This window comes from [Zimmermannella] faecalis ATCC 13722 (assembly GCF_000381765.1).
Taxonomy (GTDB): domain Bacteria; phylum Actinomycetota; class Actinomycetes; order Actinomycetales; family Microbacteriaceae; genus Gulosibacter; species Gulosibacter faecalis.
Genome location: NZ_KB907074.1, coordinates 372,315 through 399,295 on the forward strand (window position 1 = coordinate 372,315; position 26,981 = coordinate 399,295).

At 66.3% G+C, this 26,981-nt stretch carries 23 protein-coding genes, 1 other RNA gene and 1 pseudogene; 11 read left to right on the plus strand and 14 right to left on the minus strand.

Features of this window, described 5'->3' with window-relative positions:
* Positions 1 to 14: 14 nt before the first annotated feature.
* On the minus strand, positions 15 to 2,099 hold the full coding sequence (locus G328_RS0101750; RefSeq protein WP_019617624.1) for a DNA gyrase/topoisomerase IV subunit B: 2,085 nt from the start codon (positions 2,097 to 2,099) through the stop codon (positions 15 to 17).
* Between the two features lie 99 nt (positions 2,100 to 2,198).
* Here G328_RS0101750 and G328_RS0101755 point away from each other — a divergent pair, with 99 nt between their 5' ends.
* On the plus strand, positions 2,199 to 3,242 hold the full coding sequence (locus tag G328_RS0101755) for a sugar-transfer associated ATP-grasp domain-containing protein (RefSeq protein ID WP_154651496.1): 1,044 nt from the start codon (positions 2,199 to 2,201) through the stop codon (positions 3,240 to 3,242).
* A gap of 83 nt (positions 3,243 to 3,325) precedes the next feature.
* Here G328_RS0101755 and G328_RS0101760 read toward each other — a convergent pair whose 3' ends face one another.
* The 4 genes from G328_RS0101760 to G328_RS0101775 form a co-directional block, all read right to left on the minus strand.
* A complete protein-coding gene (locus G328_RS0101760; RefSeq protein WP_019617626.1) occupies positions 3,326 to 4,021 on the minus strand; it encodes a coenzyme F420-0:L-glutamate ligase in 696 nt (231 codons plus the stop codon).
* 11 nt (positions 4,022 to 4,032) lie between these two features.
* Positions 4,033 to 5,445, minus strand: a complete 1,413-nt coding sequence (locus G328_RS0101765; RefSeq protein WP_019617627.1) for an RNA polymerase sigma factor — start codon at positions 5,443 to 5,445, stop codon at positions 4,033 to 4,035.
* 104 nt (positions 5,446 to 5,549) lie between these two features.
* Positions 5,550 to 6,899, minus strand: coding sequence for an MFS transporter (locus G328_RS0101770; RefSeq protein ID WP_019617628.1), 1,350 nt, complete (start codon positions 6,897 to 6,899; stop codon positions 5,550 to 5,552).
* Positions 6,896 to 7,813 carry a proteasome assembly chaperone family protein gene (locus tag G328_RS0101775; protein WP_019617629.1) on the minus strand — a complete coding sequence of 306 codons (918 nt, stop codon included), beginning with the start codon at positions 7,811 to 7,813 and terminating at the stop codon, positions 6,896 to 6,898. The genes G328_RS0101770 and G328_RS0101775 overlap by 4 nt, the downstream gene beginning before the upstream one ends.
* A gap of 48 nt (positions 7,814 to 7,861) precedes the next feature.
* Here G328_RS0101775 and G328_RS0101780 point away from each other — a divergent pair, with 48 nt between their 5' ends.
* The 3 genes and pseudogenes from G328_RS0101780 to sucB all read left to right on the plus strand — a co-directional run.
* Positions 7,862 to 9,328, plus strand: coding sequence for a leucyl aminopeptidase (locus G328_RS0101780; RefSeq protein WP_019617630.1), 1,467 nt, complete (start codon positions 7,862 to 7,864; stop codon positions 9,326 to 9,328).
* Positions 9,329 to 9,430: 102 nt separating this feature from the next.
* Positions 9,431 to 10,804, plus strand: coding sequence for a dihydrolipoyl dehydrogenase (gene lpdA, locus G328_RS0101785; protein ID WP_026339583.1), 1,374 nt, complete (start codon positions 9,431 to 9,433; stop codon positions 10,802 to 10,804).
* 22 nt (positions 10,805 to 10,826) lie between these two features.
* Positions 10,827 to 12,230, plus strand: a pseudogene (gene sucB, locus G328_RS0101790) (2-oxoglutarate dehydrogenase, E2 component, dihydrolipoamide succinyltransferase); the annotation flags it as partial.
* 88 nt (positions 12,231 to 12,318) lie between these two features.
* Here the strand turns inward: sucB and G328_RS0101795 are convergent.
* Entirely contained in the window at positions 12,319 to 13,383 is a 1,065-nt protein-coding gene (locus G328_RS0101795; RefSeq protein ID WP_154651497.1) for a hypothetical protein, read from the minus strand.
* A 115-nt stretch (positions 13,384 to 13,498) separates the two neighbouring features.
* Here G328_RS0101795 and G328_RS0101800 point away from each other — a divergent pair, with 115 nt between their 5' ends.
* Entirely contained in the window at positions 13,499 to 14,203 is a 705-nt protein-coding gene (locus G328_RS0101800; RefSeq protein ID WP_019617635.1) for a DUF4191 domain-containing protein, read from the plus strand.
* Here G328_RS0101800 and G328_RS0101805 read toward each other — a convergent pair.
* Positions 14,200 to 14,625, minus strand: coding sequence for an RDD family protein (locus G328_RS0101805; protein WP_019617636.1), 426 nt, complete (start codon positions 14,623 to 14,625; stop codon positions 14,200 to 14,202). The genes G328_RS0101800 and G328_RS0101805 overlap by 4 nt on opposite strands.
* 118 nt (positions 14,626 to 14,743) lie before the next feature.
* Here G328_RS0101805 and glnA point away from each other — a divergent pair, with 118 nt between their 5' ends.
* Complete coding sequence (gene glnA / locus G328_RS0101810; protein WP_026339584.1) at positions 14,744 to 16,168, plus strand: type I glutamate--ammonia ligase; 1,425 nt, start codon at positions 14,744 to 14,746, stop codon at positions 16,166 to 16,168.
* 69 nt (positions 16,169 to 16,237) lie between these two features.
* Here glnA and G328_RS0101815 read toward each other — a convergent pair whose 3' ends face one another.
* Entirely contained in the window at positions 16,238 to 19,207 is a 2,970-nt protein-coding gene (locus G328_RS0101815) for a bifunctional [glutamine synthetase] adenylyltransferase/[glutamine synthetase]-adenylyl-L-tyrosine phosphorylase (RefSeq protein ID WP_019617638.1), read from the minus strand.
* A 13-nt stretch (positions 19,208 to 19,220) separates the two neighbouring features.
* Positions 19,221 to 20,552: a glutamine synthetase family protein gene (locus tag G328_RS0101820; protein WP_019617639.1), complete on the minus strand. Its 1,332-nt coding sequence runs from the start codon at positions 20,550 to 20,552 to the stop codon at positions 19,221 to 19,223.
* A 54-nt stretch (positions 20,553 to 20,606) separates the two neighbouring features.
* Between G328_RS0101820 and panB the strand changes: the two genes are divergently transcribed.
* The gene (panB, locus tag G328_RS0101825; RefSeq protein ID WP_019617640.1) at positions 20,607 to 21,419 is read left to right on the plus strand and encodes a 3-methyl-2-oxobutanoate hydroxymethyltransferase; all 813 of its coding nucleotides are present in this window, start codon (positions 20,607 to 20,609) and stop codon (positions 21,417 to 21,419) included.
* A 27-nt stretch (positions 21,420 to 21,446) separates the two neighbouring features.
* Here panB and G328_RS0101830 read toward each other — a convergent pair whose 3' ends face one another.
* Positions 21,447 to 21,635, minus strand: coding sequence for a hypothetical protein (locus G328_RS0101830; RefSeq protein ID WP_019617641.1), 189 nt, complete (start codon positions 21,633 to 21,635; stop codon positions 21,447 to 21,449).
* Positions 21,636 to 21,647: 12 nt separating this feature from the next.
* Between G328_RS0101830 and map the strand changes: the two genes are divergently transcribed.
* Both map and ppgK read left to right on the plus strand, forming a co-directional pair.
* On the plus strand, positions 21,648 to 22,529 hold the full coding sequence (gene map / locus G328_RS0101835) for a type I methionyl aminopeptidase (protein ID WP_019617642.1): 882 nt from the start codon (positions 21,648 to 21,650) through the stop codon (positions 22,527 to 22,529).
* A 44-nt stretch (positions 22,530 to 22,573) separates the two neighbouring features.
* Positions 22,574 to 23,359: a polyphosphate--glucose phosphotransferase gene (ppgK, locus tag G328_RS0101840; RefSeq protein ID WP_019617643.1), complete on the plus strand. Its 786-nt coding sequence runs from the start codon at positions 22,574 to 22,576 to the stop codon at positions 23,357 to 23,359.
* A 17-nt stretch (positions 23,360 to 23,376) separates the two neighbouring features.
* Here the strand turns inward: ppgK and rnpB are convergent.
* The 4 genes from rnpB to G328_RS0101855 form a co-directional block, all read right to left on the minus strand.
* An RNA gene (gene rnpB / locus G328_RS15635) (RNase P RNA component class A) lies at positions 23,377 to 23,726 on the minus strand.
* A 36-nt stretch (positions 23,727 to 23,762) separates the two neighbouring features.
* Positions 23,763 to 24,221, minus strand: a complete 459-nt coding sequence (locus G328_RS0101845) for a reverse transcriptase-like protein (RefSeq protein WP_040904444.1) — start codon at positions 24,219 to 24,221, stop codon at positions 23,763 to 23,765.
* Positions 24,214 to 24,948 (minus strand): zinc ribbon domain-containing protein, encoded by a 735-nt coding sequence (locus tag G328_RS0101850; protein ID WP_019617645.1) that lies wholly within the window; start codon positions 24,946 to 24,948, stop codon positions 24,214 to 24,216. The genes G328_RS0101845 and G328_RS0101850 overlap by 8 nt, the downstream gene beginning before the upstream one ends.
* A 31-nt stretch (positions 24,949 to 24,979) precedes the next feature.
* Positions 24,980 to 25,804: a Nif3-like dinuclear metal center hexameric protein gene (locus tag G328_RS0101855; RefSeq protein ID WP_019617646.1), complete on the minus strand. Its 825-nt coding sequence runs from the start codon at positions 25,802 to 25,804 to the stop codon at positions 24,980 to 24,982.
* Positions 25,805 to 25,861: 57 nt separating this feature from the next.
* Between G328_RS0101855 and G328_RS0101860 the strand changes: the two genes are divergently transcribed.
* Entirely contained in the window at positions 25,862 to 26,353 is a 492-nt protein-coding gene (locus tag G328_RS0101860; RefSeq protein WP_019617647.1) for a PH domain-containing protein, read from the plus strand.
* 4 nt (positions 26,354 to 26,357) lie between these two features.
* A complete protein-coding gene (locus G328_RS0101865; protein WP_019617648.1) occupies positions 26,358 to 26,906 on the plus strand; it encodes an adenine phosphoribosyltransferase in 549 nt (182 codons plus the stop codon).
* Positions 26,907 to 26,981: the final 75 nt, after the last annotated feature.

Below are 26,981 nucleotides of genomic sequence, written 5' to 3' on the forward strand. Positions count from 1 at the left end.
GCACCGCGAGGCGCCTACGCGTCGATGAGTTCGGGCACGACCTGCTCGGCGCCGTCAACGATGAACTCTCGACGCGGGGCGACCTCGTTGCCCATGAGCACCTCGAAAATGCGCTCGGCATCGGCCGCGTCGCGAAGGTTCATGCGGCGCAGCAGCCGGTGCTCGGGGTTCATGGTCGTGTCCCAGAGCTGGTCTTCGTCCATCTCACCGAGGCCCTTGTACCGCTGAATCGGGTCTTGGTATCGCTTCCCCGCGCGATCGAGCTTCTTCAGGAGTGCCTGGAGCTCGGCCTCGCTGTACGTGTAAATCGTCTCGTTTGGCTTCTTCCCGTGGTGCATCACCACGACCCGGTGCAGCGGCGGCACGGCCGCGTAGACGCGCCCGGCCTCGAGCATGGGGCGCATGTAGCGGAAGAACAGCGTCAACAGCAGCGTGCGAATGTGCGCGCCGTCGACGTCGGCGTCGGACATGATGATCACCTTGCCGTACCGCGCCTGCGAAATATCGAAGGAGCGACCTGAACCTGCACCGAGCACCTGAATGATGTTCGCGCACTCGGCGTTCTTCAGCATGTCGGCGAGCGACGCCTTCTGCACGTTGAGAATCTTGCCGCGAATCGGGAACAGCGCCTGGTACTCGGAGTCTCGGGCCGGCTTCGCGGTGCCGAGCGCCGAATCACCCTCGACGATGAACAGCTCGGAGCGGTCGACCTCGTTCGTGCGGCAGTCGACGAGCTTCGCCGGCAGCGACGAGTTCTCGAGGGCCGTCTTGCGGCGCTGCGTCTCCTTGTGGGCGCGCGCCGCGATGCGGCTCTTCATCTCGGTGACGATCTTCTCGAGCAGCATCGTCGTCTCGGTCTTGTCTTGCCGCTTCGTCGACGCGAAGCGCTCCTTCATGCCGTCGACGATGGTCTTCTGCACGATGAGCCGAGCCTGCGGGGTGCCGAGCACCTCCTTCGTCTGGCCCTCGAACTGCGGCTCGGGGATGCGCACCGACACGACCGCAGTGAGGCCGGCGAGGATGTCGTCCTTATCGAGCTTGTCGTTGCCGACCTTGAGCTTGCGCGCGTTCTTCGTCACCTCATCGCGCACGATCTTCAGGAGGCCAGCCTCGAAGCCGGTCACGTGCGAGCCGCCCTTCGGGGTCGCAATGATGTTCACAAAGCTGCGCTCGACGGTGTCGTAGCCGCCGCCCCACCGGAGCGCGAGGTCGACCTCCATCCGACGCTGCACCTCGCGCGACACCATATGCCCGGTTGACTCGTCGAGCACCGGAACGGTCTCGGAGTACTCCCCCTCACCCTGCATCCGCCACACGTCGGTGAGCGCCGCGTCGGGCGCGAGGTACTCCACGAACTCTGAGATGCCGCCGTCGTACTTGAACGACTCGTGCTCGATGTCGTCGGGGTCGCGCTCGTCGCGCAGGTTGATCTCGAGCCCCGGCACGAGGAATGCCGTCTGGCGGGCCCGGTCGCGCAGCTGCTCGAGTTGGAACTCCGCATCGCGCACAAACACCTGCGGGTCGGCCCAGTACCGCACGGTCGTACCGGTGACGCCCTTTGGCGCCTTGCCGAGCTCGCGCAGCTCGGCCTTGCCCGGCTGCTCAGTAAAGGCGGCGTCGGGCCGTGGCTCCCCCGAGTCGGCGAACACACCCGCGTGGCCGCGCTGGAAGCTCATGGCGTAGCGCTTGCCGCCCTTCGCCACTTCGACGTCGAGGCGGCTCGAGAGGGCGTTGACGACGGAGGCACCGACGCCGTGCAGGCCGCCGGCTGCGCCGTAGTTGTTCGAACCGAACTTGCCACCCGCGTGCAGCTTTGTGTAGACGACCTGCACGCCGGTCCAGCCCGTGCGGGGCTCGATGTCGATTGGCACGCCGCGGCCCTCGTCGCGCACCTCGACCGAGCCGTCCTCGTGCAGCACGATGTCGATCTTCGCGCCGTGACCGCCGAGCGCCTCGTCGACCGAGTTGTCGATGATCTCCCAGAGGCAGTGCATGAGGCCGCGCGAGTCGGTCGACCCGATGTACATGCCGGGGCGTTTCCGAACGGCCTCGAGCCCCTCGAGCACCTGCAGATCCTGAGCCGAATACGACTGCGCCATACGCTCATCCCTCCTCGTCCAGCGCACAATCCTATCGAGCGTGCGGCGGTGCACCGGGAGGCGCACCGGCCGCGCGATAGCATCGAGGCACCGTTTTCCGTGACGAAAGAGGTCTTCGTGCCAGGTGCATCCCGCAACAGTCTCCGACTCAACTACTTGATCGGGCGGGTGAAGGCGCTCAACCTGCCGCGGGTGTGGCAGCTGTCGGGCGACATCGGCAAGAACTTCCGCAAGCCGCGCCTCGCGGTTGCGATCGACATGTTCTGGTCGGCGGCCAAGTACGAGTGCGCCTTCCAGGACTACCAAGACTGGGACTTCGCGCTGCTGAGCGGTAAGGAGCGCGCGACGTTCATGACGCACCCGAAGTCAGACCACTACGCACGCCGCTTCAACACGAATCGCGAGGCGAACCTGCGCCTCGCCGATAAGTCGAACTTCAACGCCGAGTTTGGTGACCTCCTCGGCCGCGAGTGGCTCGACCTGCGGAAGGCAAGCGACGATGAACTCGCCGCCTTCGTCGAGCGGCACCCGAACCTCATGGCGAAGGTGCCCGACTCGCTCGGCGGCAAGGGCATCGAACGGATCCGGCCGGCCGACATCGGCACCGACCTCGCGAAGTTCCGGAGCCAGCGCATCCGCGATCGGCAGTTCCTGCTGGAAGAGTTCCTCACACAGCACGACCACATGCGGGACCTCAACGAGTCGAGCGTGAACACGATGCGCATCGTGACGTTCAACTCCGGTGAGCGGGTGGACGTCATCGCCGTCGCGCTGCGCATCGGCGCGGGCGGCGACGTCGACAACTTCTCGGGCGGCGGCATGTACACGATGGTCGACGAGCACGGCATCGCGCAGTATCCCGCGTTCGACGACAACAACGCGATCCACGCGATCCACCCACTGAGCGGGGTGCCGATCGTCGGCTTCGAGGTACCGCACTTCGCGGCCGCGCTCGACCTCGTCGCGGCCGCCGCGAAGCGGATCCCCGAGGTGCCCTACGTCGGGTGGGACGTCGCGATCGGGCCCGAGCGTCCGGTGCTGATCGAGGGCAACTACAACACCGGTGTGTTCCAGGCGAAGCCGTCCGTTTCGGGGCAGCGCCGGGGGCTCCTCCCCCGCTACCGCGCCGTCGTCGGCGAGTAGCCCGAGCACCACGCACGAAGCGGCGGGGATGCGCACGAACTGACTCGTGCGCATCCCCGCCGCTTCATATGCCCGAACGCGACCTATGCGTGCTTGCGGATCACGCCCATCGGGGTCGACTGGTGGCCCTGGCCGAGCGGGTTGTCGCTGAGGATGCGCACCCACTTGTCGTTGTCGGCGCGGTCAAGCGTCGTGCCGAGGATGTTTCCGCCGATGTCGTTAATGTCGACGATGAGCACGTCGACCTTGTTGCCGAGCAGGATCTTCAGGTCACGAGCGACGCGCATTGGGTCCTTCGGACCGAGCACGACCGACTCGTTGTACGGGGGGATCGTGTTCTTCGTGGGCCCGTCGATAGCCCGCGCCTTCTCGCCCGCAACGCGATAGAAGTCGCCCGAGCGGCCGAAGGCCTTGGTCACCGCGGCGACACCCGAGGCGAGCAGGATGCGCGGGGTACCGCACTCGCGCAGCGCCATCTCCATGGTCTCGGGCATGCCGAGGCCGATGCCGTGCGGGGTCTTCGTCACGTACTTCGCGAGGAAATTCGCGAGGGGGCGCGGCGTGATTTCGTGCGTCAGCATCGAACGGCCCTGCGTAATCGCCACAATCTTCTCGGTGACGAACAGGACATCGCCATCCTGCACCGCATCGGCGGCGTAGGTGCGCACGATCTCGTGCAGGTCGTCACCGGGCATGACGACGCGCGTCTTGATCGGGAGTCGTTCGTACTCGACCCCGTCGACCGTTGAGGTCAGGGCCTTGCCTTCGTTTGCCTCCATGTGGCGTCTCCTTATTCGAGGTAGTCACGCAGCGACTGCGACCGCGAGGGGTGACGCAGCTTGGCCATCGTCTTTGACTCGATCTGACGGATGCGCTCGCGGGTCACGCCGAACGTCTCTCCTATCTGGTCGAGGGTCTTCGGCATGCCGTCGCCGAGGCCGAAGCGCATGCGAATCACGCCGGCCTCGCGCTCCGAGAGCGAGTCGAGCAGCGATTCGAGCTGACGCTGCAGCATCGTGAAGCTGACGGCGTCGGCCGGGACGACCGCCTCGGTGTCTTCGATGAGGTCACCGAACTCCGAGTCGCCGTCTTCACCGAGGGGAGTGTGGAGCGAGATCGGCTCGCGGCCGTACTTCTGCACCTCGACGACCTTCTCGGGCGTCATGTCGAGCTCGTGCGCGAGCTCTTCCGGCGAGGGTTCGCGCCCGAGGTCCTGCAGCATCTGCCGCTGCACGCGCGCGAGCTTGTTGATGACCTCGACCATGTGCACGGGAATGCGGATCGTGCGGGCCTGGTCGGCCATCGCGCGGGTGATCGCCTGGCGGATCCACCACGTCGCGTAGGTCGAGAACTTGAAGCCCTTCGTGTAGTCGAACTTCTCGACCGCACGAATGAGGCCGAGGTTGCCCTCCTGAATGAGGTCGAGGAACTGCATGCCGCGGCCCGTGTAGCGCTTCGCGAGCGAGACCACGAGGCGTAGGTTGGCGCCAAGCAGGTGGCTCTTCGCACGACGACCGTCGCGCACAATCCACTTGTACTCACGCTTGAGCTTCGCCTCGATGTCGGGCTGGCGCAGCAGCTTGTCTTCGGCGTAGAGCCCCGCCTCGATGCGCATCGCGAGGTCGACCTCTTCTGCGGCGTCGAGCAGCGGCACCTTACCGATCTGCTTGAGGTAGTCCTTGACGGGGTCGGCCGTCGCACCGGTGATGGTTGCCGAGTACACGGGCGTGTCATCGTCATCGGTGTTCTTCAGCACGAGGGCGCCGGCAGCCTTCACGGCCGACTCGGCCTTGATGGCGTCTTCCTCGGGGTCTTCGCTCTTGTCGTCGCGCTTGCCGAGGTCGGGGTCTTCGTCCTTTTCTGCGTGCTCTTCGTCGTCGACCGAGTCGCGAATGTCGCGCGCGTCGACCTCGTGGTCTTCGTCAAGGTCGACGACGATGTGCTCTTCGCCGTCGTCGGCCGTCGCCTTCTTTTTCTTCGAGGTGGCGCTCCCCCGCGCCTGTGCCTTCTTCGTGGTCGACTCCTCCGAGTCGCCGCCCTTCGACGCGTCGAGGATGCGGTCGACGAGCTCGGACTTCTTCAGGGCCGAAAACCCCCGAATTCCCGATTCCTTGGCGATCGCCTTCAGGTCGGCAAGCTTGAGCGAATTGAGTTCATCTGCGGAACGCGTCTGTGTCGCGTTCGTGGTAGCGCCTGCGGCCATTACGGACCCCCTCACTTGGTGCGGGCAAAACGAATGCCCAAGTCAAGTCCCGCGGGCGGAACAGATTGGGGCAGATAGTAAATGGTACACGCGAGCCGCCCGAACTATTCCCGTGAGCCGCGATCGTGCCGGATTCGACGCACGATCGCGAGCCAAAGTGGCGCGACCACGACGCCTTCCTCTGCGGCCATCCGCCCCCGCGTGCGGTGTCGCTCGACGAGAATCGCGATGATGCCGAGGGCCGTGAGCACCGGCATCGTCCACATCGCGACGCGGAACGCGCCCCAGTCGGGCGTGGCGCCGCCGGTCATGAGGTCGACCGCAAGGCCGATCGAGAAGAACGCGATGCCGCTTGCGAGGAACCCGCCGATATTCACGATGCCCGAGGCTGAGCCGTAGACCGAAGAGGGGTTGAACGTGCGGGCGAAGTCGAACCCGATGTTCGACCCCGTGGTGGCGCAGCCCATCGCGAACAGCACGAGCAGGAAGTACCACAGTGGCGGTGTGCCGGGCCACAGCAGCAGCACGACCCAGAACGTCGCGCTGGTGGCGGCGGCCGCGATGACGATGTTCGAGCGTCGAAGCGGGTAGCGCGCCGTGAGCAGCCCGAGCCACGGTCCGACGATCATGCCGGTGACGACCGGCATGATGAGCAAGACGGATGCGAGGCTCGGGTCGAGCCCGAGGCCCTGCACCATGAGCGGGTAGCCCCAGAGGAGCCCGAAGACGTTCCCGATGAACTGCGTCGTGAAGTGGGACCAGAATCCGAGGCGGGTGCCCGGCCGAGCGAACGCCTCACCGAGGCGGGTAAACGCGGTGCGGATCGAGCCGGGCTGGGTGACGAATCGCTGCCCGGGTGCGTCGCGGAGCGCGATCGCGCCCGCAACGAACACGATGACCGACAGCGACGCGGTCGTGAGGAACGCGGTCGTCCACTCGGTGAGGTGGAGCAGCGTCGCGAAGGGTACGGCCGAGAGGAACTGGCCGACCTGGCCGAGATTCCCGAACCACTGCTGCATGACCGGCACCTTCCGGGGCCGGAACCAGGCCGAAATGATGCGCAGCCCGCTCACGAACGTCGTTGCGTCGCCGATGCCGACGAGCACGCGGCCAACCACCGCGACCTCAATCGAGGGGGCGATCGCCACCGTGATCTGCCCGAGCGCCATGAGCACGGCACCCGTGAGGATCAATCGCGATGGACCAAAGCGATCGAGCATCATGCCCACGGGAATCTGCATCGCGGCGTAGACGAACACCTGCATCATGGCGAGGCTGGCGAGCGCGGTGGCCGACGCGTCGAACTGCTCGATCGCATCGACTCCAGCGACACCGAGCGACGAGCGCTGCGTGACCGCAACGATGTACGCGGCGAGCGCCAGCGTGAAAATGATGCCGGGGAGCCGGGGCGGCAGGGTGCGGAGTGATTCGGTTGAAGGAGGTGGAGTCGTCATGAGTTCTCGCCCGGACGCCGACGGGCCGACAGGTACCGTTCGAGCTCGTCTGCGATCTCGTCGGCGCTCGGCATTTCCCCGTCGGCGTCGGCGAACGGGTTCTCCTGCGGAGTACCACGGACAACCCCGTCGTACTGCGCCTCGAACGCGCGGATGAGCCGCTGCATTTCTTCGTTTTCGGCGATCTGGGCGTCGACGTCGGTGAGGAAGACGCGATCGCGCTCCCGCAGCGACTCGGTGTCAATCATGATGCCGGCGGCACTGCCGATCCCCTCAAGCAGCTTCATGGCGCCGGCGGGTACCGCCGAGTCGGCGAGGTAGTGCGGAATCAATACGACGAGGTCGACGACGGGCTCGCTGCGTGACGTGAGCTCGAACTCGAGTTCGTGCAGCGCGTGCGCGGGCACCTCGACGTTGGTGCGCCAGACCGAATTGTTGTCGATGAAGTCCGGACGATTCCCGGTCACGGCGAGTCGCGATGGCCGGGTGTGCGGAACCGGCATGGGGATCGAATGCGCCCACGTCGTCGTGCTCACGCCAAAGTGCTCGTGGAGGCGCAGCAGATCGAGCGTAAAGCGTTCCCAGCGGAAGTCGGGTTCGAATCCGCTCAGGAGCAGAAACGGTTGGCCAAGCGAATCGCTCAGCAGGCGCAGATCGAGCCGAGGGACGCGGTATTCGGTCACCTCGTTCCCGTCGAGCTTCACGACGGGGCGACGCGCCCGGTAGTCGAGGAGGAGGTCGGGATCAAACTCCGCGACCACGCGCCCCTCGTCCTGGCTCAAGAGTGCCTCGATCCCCTGCCGCACGGTCTGGCCCGCGTCGCGGTATCCCGACAGGAGTGCCACGAGGGGCAGCCCCTGCGGCACGGCGTGCCAGGCCTCGCCAACTCGGTACATCGCGGGGTCTGAAAGCATGCCCCAATGCTACGCCCTCCCCAGTTTCCCGGGCGTAGGCTCGTGGGTATGACGTCTGCTGAAATTCGTACTGATCTCGCTCCGTTTTCCACCGATGTTGTCACGGTCATTCCCGTCCGAAAGGGTGAGGCGCCCGAACCGCTGACGACCGCCGACCTTGGTCTCGACGCCGGCCGGCTCGAGCAGCTCGGCGTGACCGGCAAGCAGGGCCAGACCACGCGCATCCTTGTCGCCACCGACGAAGAGGATGGCGAAGGCGCCGCGCTCCTCGTGGGTATCGGCGAGACCCGTGACGCCGAGTCGCTTCGCCGCGCCGCCGGCGCCGCAGCCCGCACGCTCGCCAAGGCGAACGCCGTGGTCTACGACCTCGTCGAGCCGACCGATGCGGAGCTCGAGGCGCTGCTGACGGGCCACGTGCTCGGTGGTTACCGCTACGACCGCTTTAAGTCGGCGAACGAAGAGGTTGCCGGTGAAGCAGCGGTCGCCGCCGCTGGCGCGAGCGACGAGGTCGTCGCCCGCGCGTCGGCGATCGTCGACGCCGTCGTGCTCACGCGCGACCTCGTCAACACGCCGCCGAGTGCGCTCGTGCCCGAGGACTTCGCCGACGCCGTCGCCGAGGTCTTCAGCGACGATGCCGTGACTGTCGAGGTCTGGGATGAGCAGAAGCTCATCGACGAGGCCTGCGGCGGCGTGCTCGGCGTTGGTGCCGGGTCGGTCAACCCGCCGCGCGTCGTGCACCTCGAGTACGCGCCCGAGGGCGCGACAACTCACGTCGCGCTCGTCGGCAAGGGCATCACGTTCGACTCGGGTGGGCTTTCGATTAAGCCCGCCGCCTCGATGGTCGGGATGAAGTTCGACATGGGCGGTGCCGCGTCGGTGGTCGGCACCATTCGTGCCGTCGCCGCCCTCGGCCTGCCGGTGCACGTGAGTGGCTGGTGCATGCTCGCCGAAAACATGCCTTCGGGCAGCGCGATTAAGCCCGACGATGTGCTCACGACCCGCTCGGGCGTAACCGTTGAGGTGACGAACACGGATGCGGAGGGTCGCCTCGTGCTCTGCGACGGGCTTTCGCTCGCCTCGGAGGAGCAGCCCGACCTCATCATCGACATCGCGACGCTCACGGGCGCGCAGGTGGTGGCCCTCGGCGACCGCACGACCGGGCTCCTCGGGAACGAGGACGAATGGCGCGAGCGCGCGCTCGCGGCATCCCGGGTCGTCGGCGAGCCACTCTGGTCGATGCCGATCCCCGAAGAGATCGCCGAGAAGCTCGACTCGAACATCGCGGACATCGTGAACTCGAAGCCCGGTGACCGTGCCGGCGGCATGCTGTTTGCGGGCGCGTTCCTCGAGCGCTTCATCGGCATCGATGACGAGGGCGACCAGATTCCCTGGCTGCACTTCGACATCGCCGGCCCGGCCGACTCGAAGACTGCGTACGGGTACGTCGCGAAGGGGGCGACGGGTGTGCCGGTGCGCACCCTCGTCGAACTGCTTTCGTCGCTCGGAAACTCGTAATTCCCAGGTGTAGGGTTGGTGCGGGCTGTGTCCGCGAGAACCCCGCCGTCACGCCTCGATCTCGCCGTGAGATCCCGTTTCAACTTCAAAGGAGCTTTCCGAGTGGCCGATCACAATTTCGACCTCGTAGTCCTTGGCGGAGGTAGCGCTGGCTACGCCGCCGCGATTCGAGCCAAGCAGCTGGGACAGACCGTCGCCCTTGTCGAAAAGGACAAGCTGGGTGGCACGTGTCTGCACCGCGGTTGCGTTCCGACCAAGGCGATGCTGCACGCGGGCGAGGTAGCCGACGCGGTGGAAGACGGCGCACGACTTGGTGTGAACCTCAGCCTCGAGAGCATTGACGGCGCGAAGATCGCCGCGTTCCGCGACGGCATCGTTTCGGGCAAGTTCAAGGGTCTCCAGGGCCTGCTCAAGGCGAAGAAGGTCGACGTGTTCGCGGGCGAGGGCCGCCTCATCGACGCGAAGACGGTGCAGGTCGGTGACGACAAACTCATCGCGAAGAACATCGTGCTCGCAACGGGTTCGTACTCGAAGAGCATTCCGGGCCTCGACATCACGGGCAACGTGATCACGAGCGACCAGGCGCTGCTGATGGACTGGGTGCCGCAGCGTGCGGTCGTGCTCGGCGGCGGTGTGATCGGTCTCGAGTTCGCGAGCCTCTGGCGCGCGCTTGGCGCCGAGGTCACGATCGTTGAGGGCCTCCCCCACCTCGCACCGGCTGAAGACGAGTCGATTTCGAAGGCGCTCGAGCGTGCGTACAAGAAGCGCGGCATCAACTTCCAGCTGAACACGAAGTTCGAGTCGGTCACGCAGGACGAGTACGGCGTGCACGTCAAGACCGACAAGGGCGAGACGATCGACGGCGACGTGCTGCTCGTGGCCATCGGCCGCGGCCCCGTCACGCAGAACATTGGGCTCGAAGAGGTTGGCATCGAGACCGACCGCGGCTTCGTGCTCGTGAACGAGAAGCTCGAGACGAACGTCCCGGGTGTCTACGCCATTGGTGACATCACCCCCGGCCTGCAGCTCGCGCACCGCAGCTACCAGCACGGCATCTTTGTTGCTGAGCAGATCGCGGGTCAGAACCCCGTGCTCGTTGAAGACAAGAACATCCCGAAGGTCACGTACTGCGAGCCGCAGGTGGCGTCGGTTGGTCTCAGCGAGAAGAAGGCCGCCGAGGAGTTCGGCGCCGAGAACATCACGGCGTACGAGTACAACCTTGCGGGGAACGCGAAGAGCTCGATTCTCGGCACCGCCGGCTTCGTCAAGGCGATTCGCGTGAACGACGGCCCCGTCGTCGGTATCCACATGATTGGCGCACGCGTTGGCGAACTCGTCGGCGAGGCGCAGCTCATCGTGAACTGGGACGCCTACCCCGAAGACGTTGCCCAGCTCGTTCACGCGCACCCGACCCAGGGTGAGACCATCGGCGAGGCCATGATGGCGCTCGCAGGCCGCCCGCTGCACGCGATGTAGTCCGTTCGACACGAAATCTTTAGGAGAAGTAATGAGCCAGGATGTAACCCTCCCGGCGCTCGGTGAGAGCGTGACCGAGGGCACCGTGACTCGGTGGCTGAAGCAGGTCGGCGAGACGGTTGAGGTTGACGAGGCGCTGCTTGAGGTGTCGACGGACAAGGTCGACACCGAGGTTCCGTCGCCGTTCGCCGGTACCGTGCAGGAAATTCTCGTGCAGGAAGACGAGACCGTCGAGGTCGGTGCCGTGCTCGCGCGCATCGGCGACGGCGCGGCTCCCGCGGCGGCTGAGGAAGCACCTGCCCCCGAGGCGGAGGCACCGGCCCCCGCTGCCGAGGCGCCCGCAGAGAAGGCCCCGGCTCCGGCTGCTCCTGCGGCTCCGGCTGCGCCCGCGGCTCCCGCAGCGGCACCTGCTGCCCCGGCCGCACCTGCTGCTCCCGCTGCACCTGCTGCTCCTGCTGCTCCCGCTGCTCCCTCGGCACCGAAGCGTCCCGAGACGAAGAGCGACCCGCGGTACGTCACGCCGATCGTGCGCAAGCTCGCCGCCGAGAAGGGCGTCGACCTGACGCAGATCTCGGGCACCGGTGTTGGCGGCCGTATCCGCAAGGAAGACGTGCTCGAGGCGGCCAAGCAGGTCACTGCCCTGGCTCCCGCAGCCGCTCCGGCCGCGGCTGGTGTGCCGAGCGAGAAGACGCCGCACGAGGTTTCGCCGCTGCGCGGCACTCGCGCGAAGATGAGCCGTCTTCGTAAGGTCGTCTCGGAGCGTGCCGTCGAGTCGATGACCACGACCGCACAGCTCACGACGGTGATCGAGGTCGACGTGACCCGCGTCGCGAACTTCCGCGCAGCGAAGAAGAACGAGTTCCTCGAGAAGACCGGTTCGAAGCTCTCGTTCCTGCCGTTCTTCACGCTCGCGGCGATCGAAGCGCTGCAGACGTACCCGATCATTAACTCGACCGTGCAGGATGGCGAGATCGTCTACCCCGACACCGAGAACATCTCGATCGCGGTCGACACCGAGCGTGGCTTGCTCACGCCGGTTATCAAGAGTGCTGGCGACATGAACATCGCTGACCTCGCGAAGTCGATCGACGACCTCGCAACGCGCACGCGTGACAACAAGCTGCTCCCCGACGAGCTGGCCGGCGGTACCTTCACGGTCACCAACACCGGTTCGCGCGGCGCGCTGTTCGACACGCCGGTCGTGTTCCTGCCGCAGGAGGCAATTCTCGGCACGGGCGCTGTTGTGAAACGTCCGACGGTTGTGAAGACGGCTGACGGCTCCGAGAGCATCGCGATCCGTTCGATGGTGTACCTCGCACTGAGCTACGACCACCGAATCATCGACGGTGCTGACGCGGCCCGCTACCTCACGCAGGTGAAGCAGCGGCTCGAAGAGGGCGCGTTCGAGAACGACCTCGGCATCTAGTTCGAACCTCGAATAGCTCGGCGGCGGGCGGGGACCACTTGGTCCCCGCCCGCCGCCGCGTTCCGGGAGATGCTGGCAACCAGAGCGCCTACAGCAGTGGCGCCAGAACTGCCCCGACGGCTCCCGCGCCCACGAGGCCGAGCCACGCGGCAGGGCGAACCGCGGCGGCGTGCGTCGCGAGTATCCGGAACTGCAGCGCGAGGCCACCGGTCTCCCCCCTTGCCCGTCGTCGCCTCGGTTGCGAATCAATTGCTGCGCCGAGCAGGTCTTCCTCGTCGCCAGCCGTGGCGCCGACGTCGGGTGCCGTCGGTCGGCTCCCTCGTGCGACCTGCGATGAGATCGACGGGTCGAGGGCGGCGCTCGGCTTCGCCTGATTCATGATCGGCACCGCGGCCGGCGTAGCCCACGCGAACAGCGCATCGACGAGCCGTGGTAGTGCGTCGGCCACCGGCGCGCCCGACGAGAGCGCTGCAATGAGCGGCGCCACTTGACCCTCACCCGGCGTGGTCGAGAGGGCGTGCACAGCATCGCAGATTCGGCCAACGGCGCGGAGCTCCTCCTGCACCGCGAAGTCGCGGCGCATCGTGGTGAGCTCCTCGAGGTCGACGCTGCCCGACCAGTCATCAAACCAGGGGCGGCCGCGGTCATCGATACGACAGCACTGCAACGTGAGGCTTCCGTGGGTGAGGCCGCTCTCGTGTGCGCGGATGACCGTTTCGAGTAGGGGAACCAGCAGCGTCACGACGGCCCCCGGCGCGAGCGAGACCCGCGCCGTCACGAGCGCAGAGAAGCTCGTGTCCCGGACGAGCTCGCTCACGGTGATTCGATACGCGTCATCGGTCAACAGCTCGAGCCGCGGCCGCACGAAGTCACCGCCATGCCGATGCCGCGCCGCGGCATCGCGCGAGATACGCGAACGGGCTTCCTCGTCGACCGCGACGTTGACGCGTAGGTGACGCAGGGACGCAGGCTCCTCGCTCGCGAAGTGGTGCCAGTGCTCGCTGCCGGAACGACGCCCGCCCGCCTCGGCGACGGCGACGAAGCTTGCCACTCCTGGGATCTCTTCTGGCAGCGGTCGCACGAGTCGCCAACCCGCGACAACGTCTCCGACACTCGGTGGCCGGCCCAGGGCCATCTGCTGTTTTGAACGCATGCCCAGCATTGTGCCCGCAGGACTGGAGAGGTGAGTGGGGCAATTCGCAACTTGTGGAGAACGATCGAACTGGCGGCGCCTGTGGAGAGTCACGGACGGGTATCCTGGATGAACTATGGCGAAATCCTCAGAATCCAGCACCAAGGAGCCCGGCCGCTTCCGGCAAATCGTTGACGTCTTCAAGATGACAGCGAAGTACGACAAGCCGGGCGTCGCGATGATGATCATCGGCGCCGTGCTCCCCATCGTTGCTGCGTTCCTCGTGTGCTTCTTCATGTACCGCACCAACGTGATCATGTGGATCATCCTCATGCTGCTCGGCGTGCTAGTCGGCCTCTTGCTGTTCATGTTTGTGCTGAACAACCGAGCCGAGAAGGTCGCCTATTCGCAGCTCGAGGGCCGCCAGGGCGCCACCGGTTCCGTGTTGCAGTCGAGCCTGCGTGGAACGTGGCGCACGAGCGACATGCCGGTTGCCTTCAACCCTCGCACGCAGGACGTCGTGTTCCGCGCAGTCGGGAAGCCCGGCATCGTGCTGTTCACCGAGGCGGACAACGCCGCATCGAAGAAGCTGCTCGCCGATGAGCGGCGGAAGGTGCAGCGCGTCGTGCCGACCGTGACCGTCACACACATCCTCGTTGGCCAGGGCGGTGTTCCGCTCGGGAAGCTCAAGCGCGAGGTGAAGCGGCTCCCCAAGAAGCTCCGTCGCGACGAGATTCTCGCCGTTGAGGCCCGGCTCCAGTCGCTCTCGCGTAATGAGCTGCCGATCCCGAAGGGCATGGACCCCGCAAAGATTCGGCCCTCGCGGTCGCAGCTGCGCTAGCCGCGCACGTAGCGGCGAAGCACGAGGCTCGTTGCGATGTCGTGCATGCCGCGGCTGTCTTCATCGGTGACGAGGGGCGGCAACACCAACAGCACGAGCACCTGACGCACAAGCGGGCGCCACCATCCCGGGGTGGCGCCCGCAACTGTGTTCAGGCGCATGCCGAGCGCGATGTGCCCGATCGAGCCGCCGAGTAGCGCGATGCTCAGCCACGTCAGCAAAACGAAGACACCCATCACCGCGAATGGGTTGTACTGGAACGCGAAGTACGCAATCGCAACCGCGATGCCCCAGTCGACCACGAGTCCGGCGAAGCGACGCCCGAAGCTCGCGAGCGACCCGGGTCCGCTCTCGGGAAGACCGAGCCGATCGCCGGGGTAGGCACTCGAAGGAACAGAGCTATCGGCAGCGTTCGGGGGCATTGCCCCATCCTATCGGCCGATCGGACGCGTTCCCGTGTCATCGAGCGACCCGGCCCGCGGCGCCACGTAGTATTGAAGATGCCCGCTGACCCGTGTCAACCTCCCGAGATGGAGCGAAATGTTCAAAACACCAAGTGAAGTGCTGGAATACATCAAGGAGCAGGGTGTCGCATTCCTCGACATCCGCTTCACCGACCTGCCGGGCGTGCAGCAGCACTTCAACATTCCAGCGAGCACCGTCGATGAGGACTTCTTCACGAACGGCCAGCTCTTCGACGGCTCTTCGATCGATGGCTTCGCAACGATCAACGAGTCGGACATGCAGCTGATCCCCGACGTCACAACGGCGTACCTCGACCCGTTCCGGGCGGAACCGACGCTCGTCATGATCTTCGACATCTACAACCCGCGCACCGGTGAGATCTACCAGCGCGACCCGCGCCAGACCGCGAAGAAGGCCGAGAAGTACCTCGCGTCGACCGGCATCGCCGACACCGCGTTGTTCGCGCCCGAGGCCGAGTTCTACATCTTCGATGACGTGCGTCACGAGGTGACGGGCAACCGGAGCTTCTACCAGGTCGACTCGGTCGAGGGTGCCTGGAACTCCGCACGTGCGGAGGACGGCGGCAACCTCGGCAACAAGACGCCCTACAAGGGCGGCTACTTCCCCGTCTCCCCCGTCGACAAGACGGCCGACCTGCGCGACGCAATCACGCTTGAACTCATCAACGCGGGCCTCGAGGTCGAGCGTGCGCACCACGAGGTGGGCACCGGCGGCCAGCAGGAGATCAACTACAAGTTCAACACGCTCGTGCACGCGGCCGACGACATCCTCAAGTTCAAGTACCTCGTCAAGGGCGTCGCGAACGACTGGGGCCAGGTCGCCACGTTCATGCCGAAGCCCCTCTTCGGTGACAACGGCTCGGGCATGCACACCCACCAGTCGCTCTGGAAGGACGGCTCGCCCCTGTTCTACGACGAGGCTGGCTACGGCTCGCTGTCGGACACGGCCCGCTGGTACATCGGTGGTGTGCTCAAGCACGCGAACGCCCTCGCCGCGTTCACGAACCCCAGCGCCAACTCGTACCACCGACTCGTGAAGGGCTACGAGGCGCCGATCAACCTGGTCTACTCGGCGGGCAACCGCTCGGCGGCCATCCGCATCCCGATCACCGGCACGAACCCGAAGGCGAAGCGCATCGAGTTCCGCGCGCCTGACGCGTCGTCGAACCCGTACTTCGCGTTCGCCGCGCAGCTCATGGCCGGTATCGACGGGATTCAGAACCGCATCGAGCCGCACGAGCCTATTGACAAGGACCTCTACGAGCTTCCGCCCGAAGAGGCGAAGAGCATCCCGCAGCTGTCGACCTCGCTCGTCGAGTCACTGCGCGCGCTCGAGGCCGACCACGAGTTCCTGCTCAAGGGCAACGTGTTCGACGAGGACCTCATCCGTACCTGGATCGACTACAAGTTCGAGACCGAGGTCGCCCCGCTTGCGGCGCGCCCGCACCCGTACGAGTTCGACCTCACGTTCGGCTGCTAGTAGCCCGCTGAACAGCGAACCGGCCCCGCGTCTCACACTGAGACGCGGGGCCGGTTCGCTATTCGGAGGCTATTCGTCGCCGTAGAAGACCCGCTCGAACACGGCACGCGCGCGGCGGGTCGCGTTCAGATAGTCGTTCTCGAGCTCGACGCCGGAGCCGGGCTCGTAGCCGAGGATGCGGGCCACGCCCTCGAGCGCGAAGGGGTCGCCTGGCAGCACATCGGTCTGCGCGTTCGAGTAGAGCAGCACACCCGAGCGAACTCGGCTCGCGAGCACCCACGCCGCCCTGAGCGTCTCGACGTCCTGGTACGAGACGATGCCGTGCTGCCGCGCGACCTCGAGTGCATCGAGCGTCGAGGTGGTGCGCAGCTCGGGGATGTCGTGTCCGCGGTCGAGCTGAATCGACTGCACGAGCCACTCGACGTCGCTCAGCGAACCACGACCGAGCTTGAGGTGACGCCTCGGATCGACGCCGTGAGGCAGCCGCTCATCTTCGACGCGCGCCTTGATTCGGCGAATCTCCATGAGTTCTTTCGCCGCGAGTCCGCTCGAGCGGTATCGCGTGCGATCCGCGATCTCTATGAACCCGTCAATGAGGTCTTGATCGCCGGCGATCCCCCGGGCTCGCAGGAGCGCCTGTGCCTCCCACCCGAGTGACCACTTCGCGTAGTAGTTGTCATAGGCGGTGAGCGAACGCACGAGCTCGCCATTTTTCCCCTCGGGTCGCAGATCGGCGTCGAGGTCGATCGGCAGTCGGGCGTCGTCGAGCACCTCTTGAATGCGGCGCACGAACGTGCGTGCCGCGCCCGCGGCGTCGTCCCCCTCGTAGCCGTCGGTGCCGTACACGTACACCACGTCGAGGTCGCTGCCGATACCGAGCTCTCGGCCACCGAACCGGCCGAGGGCGATGACCGCAAAGGGCGGATACGCCCGTTCATCGATGCGGCGCACGGCCATGATTGCGCCGCGAATCGTGAGCTCGGCGACCGTCGTCAGCCCCTGTGCGATCGCGTCGAGCTCGTCTCCCCCGAGAACCGCGGTGAGCGCGATTCGGAGCATCTCGCGACGACGCAGTCCTCGGAGTATTCGGCCGAGACGAACCTCGTCGTCATGTCGTTTCAAAGCTCCCTCGAACTCGGGCCAGAGCTCCTGCTCGGTGCGGGGACGCAGGGCGCTGTCGCTGTCGAGCCACTTGACGGCCTCAGGGAACAGCTCGAGGAACGTCGCACAGAACGAGCTGTTTGCGAGCACGGCGCACAGCCGGCGTGCCGCGAGGTTCGAGTCGCGGAGTAGCCGCAGGTACCAGGACGCCTCGCCGTTCTGCTCGGAGAGCTTCCGGAATGCGAGGAGCCCCTGATCGGGATCGGTTCCCTCCGCGAGCCACTCGAGCAGCACCGGGAGCAGGTTGCGCTGCATGGTTGCGCGCCGGGATACCCCCTGCGTGAGCGCTTGGATGTGCGCGAGCGCGCCGCGCGCATCCTGGTAGCCGATTGCCCGCAGACGAACTAGCACGCGCTCGTCGGCAAGTTGGAACTCGTCGGCGCTGAGGCGTGAGGCTGCGGCGACGAGGGGCCGGAAGAAGAGCTTTTCGTGGAGCTGGCGCACGCGCCGACGCACCTCGGCGAGTGTGCTGCGCAGCTGGCCTACGCTCTCGCTGCGGGCGCCGCGGGCGAGGGCACGAAGGGCCGCCTGGTCATCTGGCACGAGGTGGGTGCGCTGCAGGCGTCGGAGCTGCACACGGTGCTCGAGCAGGCGCAAGAATCGGTAGTCGTTCGAAAACTGGGCTGCGTCGTCGCGGCCAATGTGCCCCTCCGCGGTGAGTGCGGTGATGGCATCGAGCGTGCTCCGCACCCGCAGGTGTTCGTCGACCTGTCCGTGCACGATCTGGAGGAGCTGCACGGGGAACTCGATATCGCGCAGGCCACCGGGCCCGAGCTTCAGCTCACGGTCGACTTCCTCACGGGGAATGTGGTCGATCACGCGCTTGCGCATTCGCTGCACGCCAAGCACGAAGTCGTCCCGATCGCCCGCGTTCCACACGAGGGGCGCAACGGCGTCAGTGAACCGGGTACCGAGCTCGAGATCGCCGGCGATGGCGCGCGACTTCAACAGGGCCATGAACTCCCAGTTCTCGGCCCAGCGCTCGTAGTACTGCAGATAGCTGTCGAGCGTGCGGACGAGAGCTCCGTCCTTGCCCTCGGGGCGCAGGTTCGCGTCGACCTCCCACAGGGGTGGCTCGACCGCGTAGTCCATGACGATGTGCATCATTCGCGAGGCGAGTCGGGTCGCGATCTCGATGGCGCGCGGCACCTCGAGGCCACTCCCCTCGGCCGGTTCAGCGACGAACATGACGTCGATGTCAGAGATGTAGTTGAGCTCGCGTGCGCCGCACTTTCCCATGCCGATCACGGCGAGCCGCACGTTGGCAACCTCGTCAGCCGGGTACTTGCCGAAGCTTGCCGCGGGCGCGGAAATCTCCCTGCGCGCGAGATCGAGCGCAACGTCGATCGTGCTCGAGGCGAGGTCGGCGAGGGCCTCGCCGATGCGGTGGATCGACACCTCGGGTTGCGGCAGGCGCATGTCATAGAGGGTGATGCGGGCGAGTTCGACCCGATAGCGGATGCGGAGCGCTTCGACGGCGTCGTCGCCCTCGAGGTCCTCGACCGCGGCACGAAGTCGGCGATCCATTCCCGCCGAGGTCGGGAGTTCCGGTGAGCCCGTGTAGATCTCATCAACAACGTCGGGATGCCGACGCACGAGCTCGACAAGGCGGGTCGAGGTCGCGAAGAGCGTAATCACCGACCGGAGCTTGTCGAGCTCGCTCCCCCAGGTCTTGGCGAGATCGGGCTCGCGCTGCAGCAGTTCGACGAGTTCCCGAAGCGCGACCTCGGGCTCTGGGTCGAAGGTCTCGAACAGCGAGAGCGTGGTCTCGTCGTCGAGCTGCAGGAGGCCGGCGAGCTCGTCGAGCAGTTCGCCAGCTCGACGCGAGTCGCTGAAGCCGGCTCGGAGGATTCGGGTTCGGGTGCCCTCGCGCATCATCTTGCGGCCGGGTCTAGAGGCCGAGCCCCTGGCGCAGCTCGAACTCGGTGACCTGGCGGCGGAACGATTTCCACTCGTTGCGCTTGTTCTCGAGGAAGAACTCAAACAGCTGCTCCCCGAGCGTCTGCGCGACGAGCTCAGACTGTTCGGTGATGAGCAGCGCCTCGTCCAGGTCGTGTGGGAGGTCGTCGTAGCCGAGCACATGGCGTTCGCGCACCGAGAGGTCGCGCAGGTCGCCGTCGATCTCCTCGGGCACCTCGTACTCCCCCTCGATGCCGCGCAGACCGGCCTCGATCAGCACGGCAAACGCGAGATACGGGTTCGCGTGCGAGTCGATCGCGCGGTACTCAAGGCGGGCCGAACGCGACTTATTCGGCTTGTAGGTCGGCACGCGCACGAGCGCCGAGGAATTATTGTGGCCCCAGCAGATGTAGCTCGGCGCCTCGTCGCCGCCCCAGAGTCGCTTGTACGAGTTCACCGACTGGTTGGTGATCGCGGTGATCTCGCGGGCGTGCCGCAACAGCCCGGCGATGAACTGGCGCCCCGTGCGCGAAAGCTGGTGCTGCGAGCCGGGCTCGTAGAACGCATTCGTCTCACCCTCAAACAGTGAGATGTGGGTGTGCATGCCCGAGCCCGGCCAGTCGACGTGCGGCTTCGGCATAAAGGTCGCGTGCACGCCGTGCTCGGCGGCGACCTCGTGCACGACCGTGCGGAACGTCATCAGGTTGTCGGCCATCGTGAGGGCGTCGGCGTACCGGAGGTCAATCTCGTTCTGGCCCGGGCCACCCTCGTGATGGCTGAACTCGACGGCGATGCCGAGCTCCTCGAGCAGCCGGACGACGCGACCGCGGAACGCGTGAGAGATGCCGCCTGAAATGTTGTCGAAGTACCCGGCCGAGTCAATGGGCTCGACATCCCCCGCCCCGAGCCCGATCTGGCCGAGCACGTAGAACTCGATTTCGGGATGCACGTAGCAGTCGAACCCGAGCGATGCGGCCCGCTCGAGGGTGCGGCGCAGTACGTTGCGCGGGTCGGTGAGCGCTGGCTGGCCGTCGGGCGTGCTGAGGTCGCAGAACATCCGGGCGCTGCGCTCAACGCCGTGCCAGCTGAGCTGCTGGTACGTCGAGGGGTCGGGCCGCAGGAGCATGTCGGACTCGCTGCGCCGGGTGAGGCCCTCGATTGTGGAGCCGTCGAAGCCGACTCCCTCGGCGAACGCCCCCTCGACCTCGGCGGGCGTGAGCGCCACCGATTTCAGCGTGCCGAGCACGTCGGTGAACCAGAGACGCACGAACCTGATGTCGTTGTCGTCGATGGCTTGGAGCACGTAATCCTGCTGCTGGCTCATAGGTACGAGCTTATGAGACACCGGCTCCGTACGCGCAGGGATAGGATGGCGGGCATGTCGGAGAAGACCCCAGTCAAGCGCGTCCGCACCCGCCACTTTGCCGCAGCGAAGCGTGACGGAATCAAAATCACCGGCCTCACCGCCTACGACGCGCCGACGGCGCGGGTTTTTGATCAGGCGGGCGTCGACCTGCTGCTCGTGGGCGACTCGGCGGCGAACGTCATGCTCGGGTACGACTCGACACTGCCGATTACCGTCGACGAACTGATTACGATGACCCGGTCGGTGGCGCGTGCCGCCGAGCGCGCCTTCGTCGTCGCCGACATGCCGTTCGGCAGCTACGAGGAGTCGACCGAGCACGCGCTCCAGACCGCAGTGCGGTACATGAAGGAGGCGGGTGCCCACGGCGTGAAGCTCGAGGGCGGCGTGCGCATGCGCAAGCAGATTCGCCGCATCACCGAGGCCGGAATCCCCGTGCTCGGCCACATCGGCTTCACCCCGCAGTCAGAGCACAACCTCGGCGGTCACGTGATCCAGGGCCGCGGCGAGGCGGAGCAGCAGCTGCTCGAGGACGCCCTCGCGGTGCAGGAGGCCGGCGCGTTCGCCGTTGTCATCGAGATGGTGCCGGCCGACGTTGCCGGTCGCGTCACGAAGGCGCTCGATATCCCGACCATCAGCGTCGGTGGCGGGGCCGAGTGCGATGGCCAGATGATGGTCTGGACCGATGCCTTCGGCTACACGACCGGCCGCTCACCGAAGTTCGTACGGCGCTACGCCGACCTCGCCGATCAGCTCGCGCAGGCAGTCGGCCGCTACGTCGACGACGTGCACGAGGGCGCGTATCCGTCGGCCGACGAGAGCTACTAGTACCCGAAGTCGAACTGAGGGCCGCGGCTACTCGGCCTCTTCAGCCGCCTCTTCTTCAGCCCACTTACGGGCGTTCGCGGCGAGCTTCTCGTTGGCGTGCGCGGCCTCGTCGCGGCTCGCAAAGGGCCCGAGTCGCTCAGACGAGATCGACTGTTTTCCCTCCTCGACCTCGCCGGTGCGGGTGTTGAACCAGAATTCGGGCTGCTGATCAGTCATAGACTCGACGATATGCCGAAAAACTCCGAAACAGGTCTGCTCGTTCCCGGAATCGTCACGCCCGAGCGCCGGGTGCCGGCGAGCATCCCCCGCCCCGAATACGTGGGCAAGCAGACGCCGAACGAACCCGACGGCACGGGCGACCTCTACACCGAAGAGGAGATCGGTCGCGTGCGGGCGGCGTCACGCATCGCTGCGGCAGCGCTCGAGTACCTCGAGCCGTTCGTGGTTCCTGGAACGACGCACGAGCGGCTCGACGAGCTCGCCCACGAATTCCTCATTGCCAGGGGCGCGTATCCCTCGACCCTCGGGTATCGCGGCTTCGCGAAGTCGATCTGCACGTCGCTCAACGAGTGCATCTGTCACGGCATTCCCGACGACACGGTGCTCGAAGACGGCGACATCCTCAACATCGACATCACCGCATACTTCGAGGGAATGCACGGCGACACGAACCGCATGTATCTCGTTGGAGATGTGGCCGAGGAGTCGCGCCTGCTCGTCGAGCGCACCTACGAGGCGACGATGCGAGGCATCAAGGCCGCGAAACCCGGGCGTCAGGTGAACGTCATTGGCCGCGTCATCGAGAAGTACGCGAGTCGTTTCGGGTACGAGTCGGTGCGCGACTACACCGGGCACGGCGTCGGCCGCTCGTTCCACTCGGGCCTCATCATTCCGCACTACGACACCGACCGCTTCACCGACGTGATCGAGCCCGGCATGATCTTCACGGTCGAGCCGATGCTCGTCACTGGGTCGCAGGACTGGGAGCAGTGGGACGATGACTGGACGGTTGTGACCCGCGACGGCTCGCGGTGCGCACAGTTCGAGCACACCATCGTGATTCGTGAGGACGGGCCCGAGATCCTCACGCTCCCGCCGTCACAACTGTGACGCGCCTCGGGTATCTCGCTTCGTGAACTGCGTAGGCTAGGCGCATGGCACAGACGCAATCGCCGGTCGGCATCGGCATCGACATCGGCGGCACCGGGATCAAGGGCGCACTCGTGAATCTCGACGACGGTTCGCTCGTCGGTGAACGGCAGAAGGTCAAGACGCCGGAGGGCGCCCCCATCGACGCCGTGCTCGACGCCGTCGAGGAACTGCGCGGAAAAATCCTCGCGCAACCCGAGGCGTCCGGCAGCGACTACTCGATCGGCATGTGCATGCCGTCGGTCGTGCGCCGTGGAGTGGCGCTGTCGGCGGCGAATATTGCCGACGAATGGATTGGCTTTGAGGCCGCAAAGGCATTCTCGGAGCGCCTTGGCACCCCGGTATCGCTCATCAACGACGCGGATGCGGCCGGCTACGGCGAGGTGATGTTCGGTCACGCAAAGGACGCCCACGGCGCGCTACTCGTGATCACGCTCGGCACGGGCATCGGCTCGGCCCTGATCCACAACGGCAACCTCGTGCCGAACACGGAGCTCGGCCACCTGTCGCTCGGCAAGCACGGCGACTACGAGAAATACGCGTCGGCGAAGGTGCGCGAGAAAGAAGACCTACCCCTCAAGCACTGGGCGAAGAAGCGCCTCACGCCCTACTTCGCGAAGCTGGAACAGCTCTTCTCCCCCGACCTGTTCATCGTCTCGGGCGGGATTTCGAAGCGGGCTGACGAGTTCCTGCCGTTCATCGACGTGCCGACCCGAATCGACGCGGCACAGCTCACGAACAACGCGGGCATCGTCGGTGCCGCGCTGCTCGCCGAGGAAGGGTGGACGTAGACGCGGTCGGGTGCGGCCGAGTGGGTCGGCCGGTACGCCGGGTTCTGTGAGGAGTTGCCTCCCCGACGGCCATCTATCTCGGCGACGAGTTACCCCGCCGCTCTAGCAGCACACCCGGAAGCTCGGCGAGCCGCGTCAACGCTTCCTGTTGGCCTTGCTCCAGACGAGGTTTACCTTGCGGGGAACGTCGCCGCTCCCCCGGTGGGCTCTTACCCCACCCTTTCACCCTTACCCTTTCGGGCGGTTTGCTTTCTGTGGCACTGTCTCGCGGGTTACCCCGGGTGGGCGTTACCCACCATCCTGCTCTGCGGAGCCCGGACGTTCCTCGGGCCGCCCGAAGGCGACACGCGACCGTCTGGCCGACCCACTCGACCGGCAAGTCTACCGCGCGGCGGGGAGCCGGTCAGAACAGCGAGTCCCCCGCGAGCGGGTTCGGGCCCTGGTAGTCGCCCGGGCGATCCATCGCGGCGTTTGCGGCGGCGTCGGCGCGGGCGTTCTTCGCGCGCGGAATCCAGGTGAAGCGCACGTCGCGGCCGGCGATGAGCTCGCGTGCGATGGCTGCGAGCTTCTGCATGTCGGGGTGCTTAATCTTCCAGCGTCCAGACATCTGCTCGACCACGAGCTTGGAGTCCATGCGCACCTCAACGCTCGCCTCGGGATCGCGCGCAAAGGCGGCCTGTAGGCCGAGCACGAGCCCCGTGTACTCGGCGACGTTGTTGGTGCAGACGCCGAGGGCGCGCGGAATCGTCTCGAGTACCTCGCCCGTCGCCGCGTCGATCACGATCGAGCCCGAACCCGCGATGCCGGGGTTTCCGCGGGAGCCGCCGTCGGCTTCAACAATGAGGTTCACGGGGCTAGACATCCGATCGTTCGGTGCGCACGAGAATCGCGCCGGTCATGGGGCAGAACAGCACTTCGTCGGCCGCGGCACGGCGAACGTTTGCGAGGTCAACGACCTCGAGGGTCTCATTTGAGGCCATCGAAACGTTTCCGACGAGTTCGGCCGCGCCGATTCCGAGCTTCCCACGGATGCCCTCGTACAGCTCGAACAGGTCGCGAGGCAGGCCATCGACGAGCGTGCGTCGGGCGGTCGCGAGTTCCTGGGCCTCGGCTTTGAGGTTCTCGCGCGCGAGGTCGCGCCGCTCGAGCAGGTCGGTCGCGAGTGTCTCGAGCTCCCGCATCGTCTCCCTCGCCTCGTCGTAGATGCCTTGAAGCCGTTCGACCTCTTGCTCGAGCTCGAACTGTTCGGTCTCGAGGCGGTCGCGGCGGCGCCGGAGTGAAGCGAGCTCGGTCTCGTACGCCGTCACTTCCTTCGTGGAGGTGGACTTTTCGAGCTTCTCCTCGTCGGCATGCTGTCGCTGGACGACGGTCTGGACGTCCGACTCCACGCGGTGCAACTGGGCCTGTGCATCCTCGAGCTCGCCGAGCGCCTGCGCGGTTGCTGCGCGGCGTGCCCGGCGGTCACCCTCGATCTTCTCGAGATTGAGCTGCTCGGGGATGTTCTTCGCGGTGTGTTGCAGCCGAGCCCGCGCGGCGTCGAGGTTTGCGAGCTCGAGCAGCCGGAGCTGGTGCTGTTGTGAAGCCTTCATAGTCGTCCATTCTCCCAAACTTCTCGGCGCCCTACTGGGTGACGAGGAACGTCCACGGGTCGGTATTTCGGGTCGAGACGCGCACCTCGAGGCCAGGATGGTCGGCGCGGAGCCGCTCGGCGAGGCCCTCGAGCCAGAGCCACTCGCTCGCGAAGTGCGACACGTCGACGAGGGCCGGGCGGCCATCGAGGAGTGCCTGCTCACGCGCCTCCGAGGCGGGGTGGTGTCTGAGGTCGGAGGTGAGATACACGTCAGCGCCGGTGACGAGGGGATGCGCGAGCAGGCTATCGCCCGCACCCGAGCAGCACGCGACCCGACGGACGGGCGCATCCGGATCGCCCGCGACCCGCACACCGCCCGCGGTTGCTGGCATGACCCGGGCGACCCGCTCGGCGAACTCGCGGAGAGTGACCGGCGATTCGAGCTCGCCGACGAGCCCGATGCCCCGCTCCGGGCGCCGGGAGTTCGGCTCGATCGGCGCGCGTCCGGCAGCAGGGATGCCGAGACGATCAAAGATGACGCCGGTTGGTCCCGACTCGACAATGTCGGCGTTCGTGTGTGCCGTGTGCAGGGCGCAGCCGGCGCGAATTAGTCGGGCCAGCACCGCGCCCTTCGCTCGGTCTTCTCGAAGCGATGTGACGCCTCGCAGGAGCAGGGGATGGTGCGTCACGAGCAGGTCGGCACCGAACTCAATCGCCTCGTCGACCGTTGCTGACACGGGGTCCACCGCGAGCAACACCCGCGAAACGTCGCGCGATGGGTCGCCCGAGACGGGCCCGACCGCATCCCACGATTCCGCGTCTGCCTCGGGGAAATAGTCGTCGATAGTCGCCTGGAGCTCGCGCAGGGTGGTCATGCTCTGAGCCTAGCGGCGGGGCACCCGGCGAGCCTCACCGCCCGGTACGCTTGCCGCATGGGAATCCCGCGTCGACTGCTCGGAGCTGACGAGCACATCGTGTTTCACCTCCGCACGCACATCAAGCGCATCCTCGGCTGGCTTCTGCTCGGCCTCCTCGTCATCGCGGCCGCCATCGTTGGCACGATTCTGATGCCCGCCGATGCGCAACCCATCGGCTCGTACATCATCTGGGGCGTCTGCGTCGTCGTGTTGGTTCCGGTCGCCCTCGTTCCCTGGATCAACTGGTTCACGACGACCTATACGATCACCGACCGCCGCGTCATCACGCGCGCGGGTGTCTTCAACAAGCGCGGCCACGACATTCCGCTGCGCAGCGTCTCGAACGTCGCGTACGAACGCTCGTTGATCGACCGGATGTTCCGCTGCGGCACGCTCGTACTCGAGACTTCGGCGGACAACCCGCTCTACCTTGACGACATCCCCAACATCGAACAGGTACACGTGCGCATGACCGAGCTGCTCCACCGCCTGGGCCAGGGCGAGTAGGGCGATGCCACGCGATATTGCGGCACCGACCGCCGCCGAGGCCGAGCGTGCCCTCGCGCTGACGGCGCGCATCCCTGACTACCCCGAACCGGGAGTGATGTTTCGCGACATTCTGCCGATCATGGCCGACCCGCACGCCTTCGATATCGTGCTGCGCGCCCTGCTCGCACCCTTCAACGGACATTTCGACGTTGTCGCTGGCGCCGAGGCCCGCGGGTTCCTGCTCGCGGGCGCGGCGGCCGCTCGCACCGGGTGCGGTCTCGTGCCGATTCGCAAGGCGGGCAAGCTACCGCGGCCCGCGGCATCCCGTACCTACGAGCTCGAATACGGCACCGCAACGCTCGAGCTGCAGCGCGACCTCGCGCCCGGCACCCGGGTACTGATTCTCGACGACGTGCTCGCGACTGGCGGCACCCTCGTGGCGAGCTGCGAGCTCGTGCGCGAACTCGGCTACGAGGTCGCCGGAATCGCCGTCGTGCTCGAGCTCGAAGCGCTCGGCGGTCGCACTCGGCTCGCGGGAGAAAATCTGCACGCAGTCACCGTGATTCCTTGACCATGAATCGCGCTGCGCTGGTTTAAAGTCGACCCAATCCGGTCGTCTCCGGAGCAGTTCCGACTCCCCGGAGTC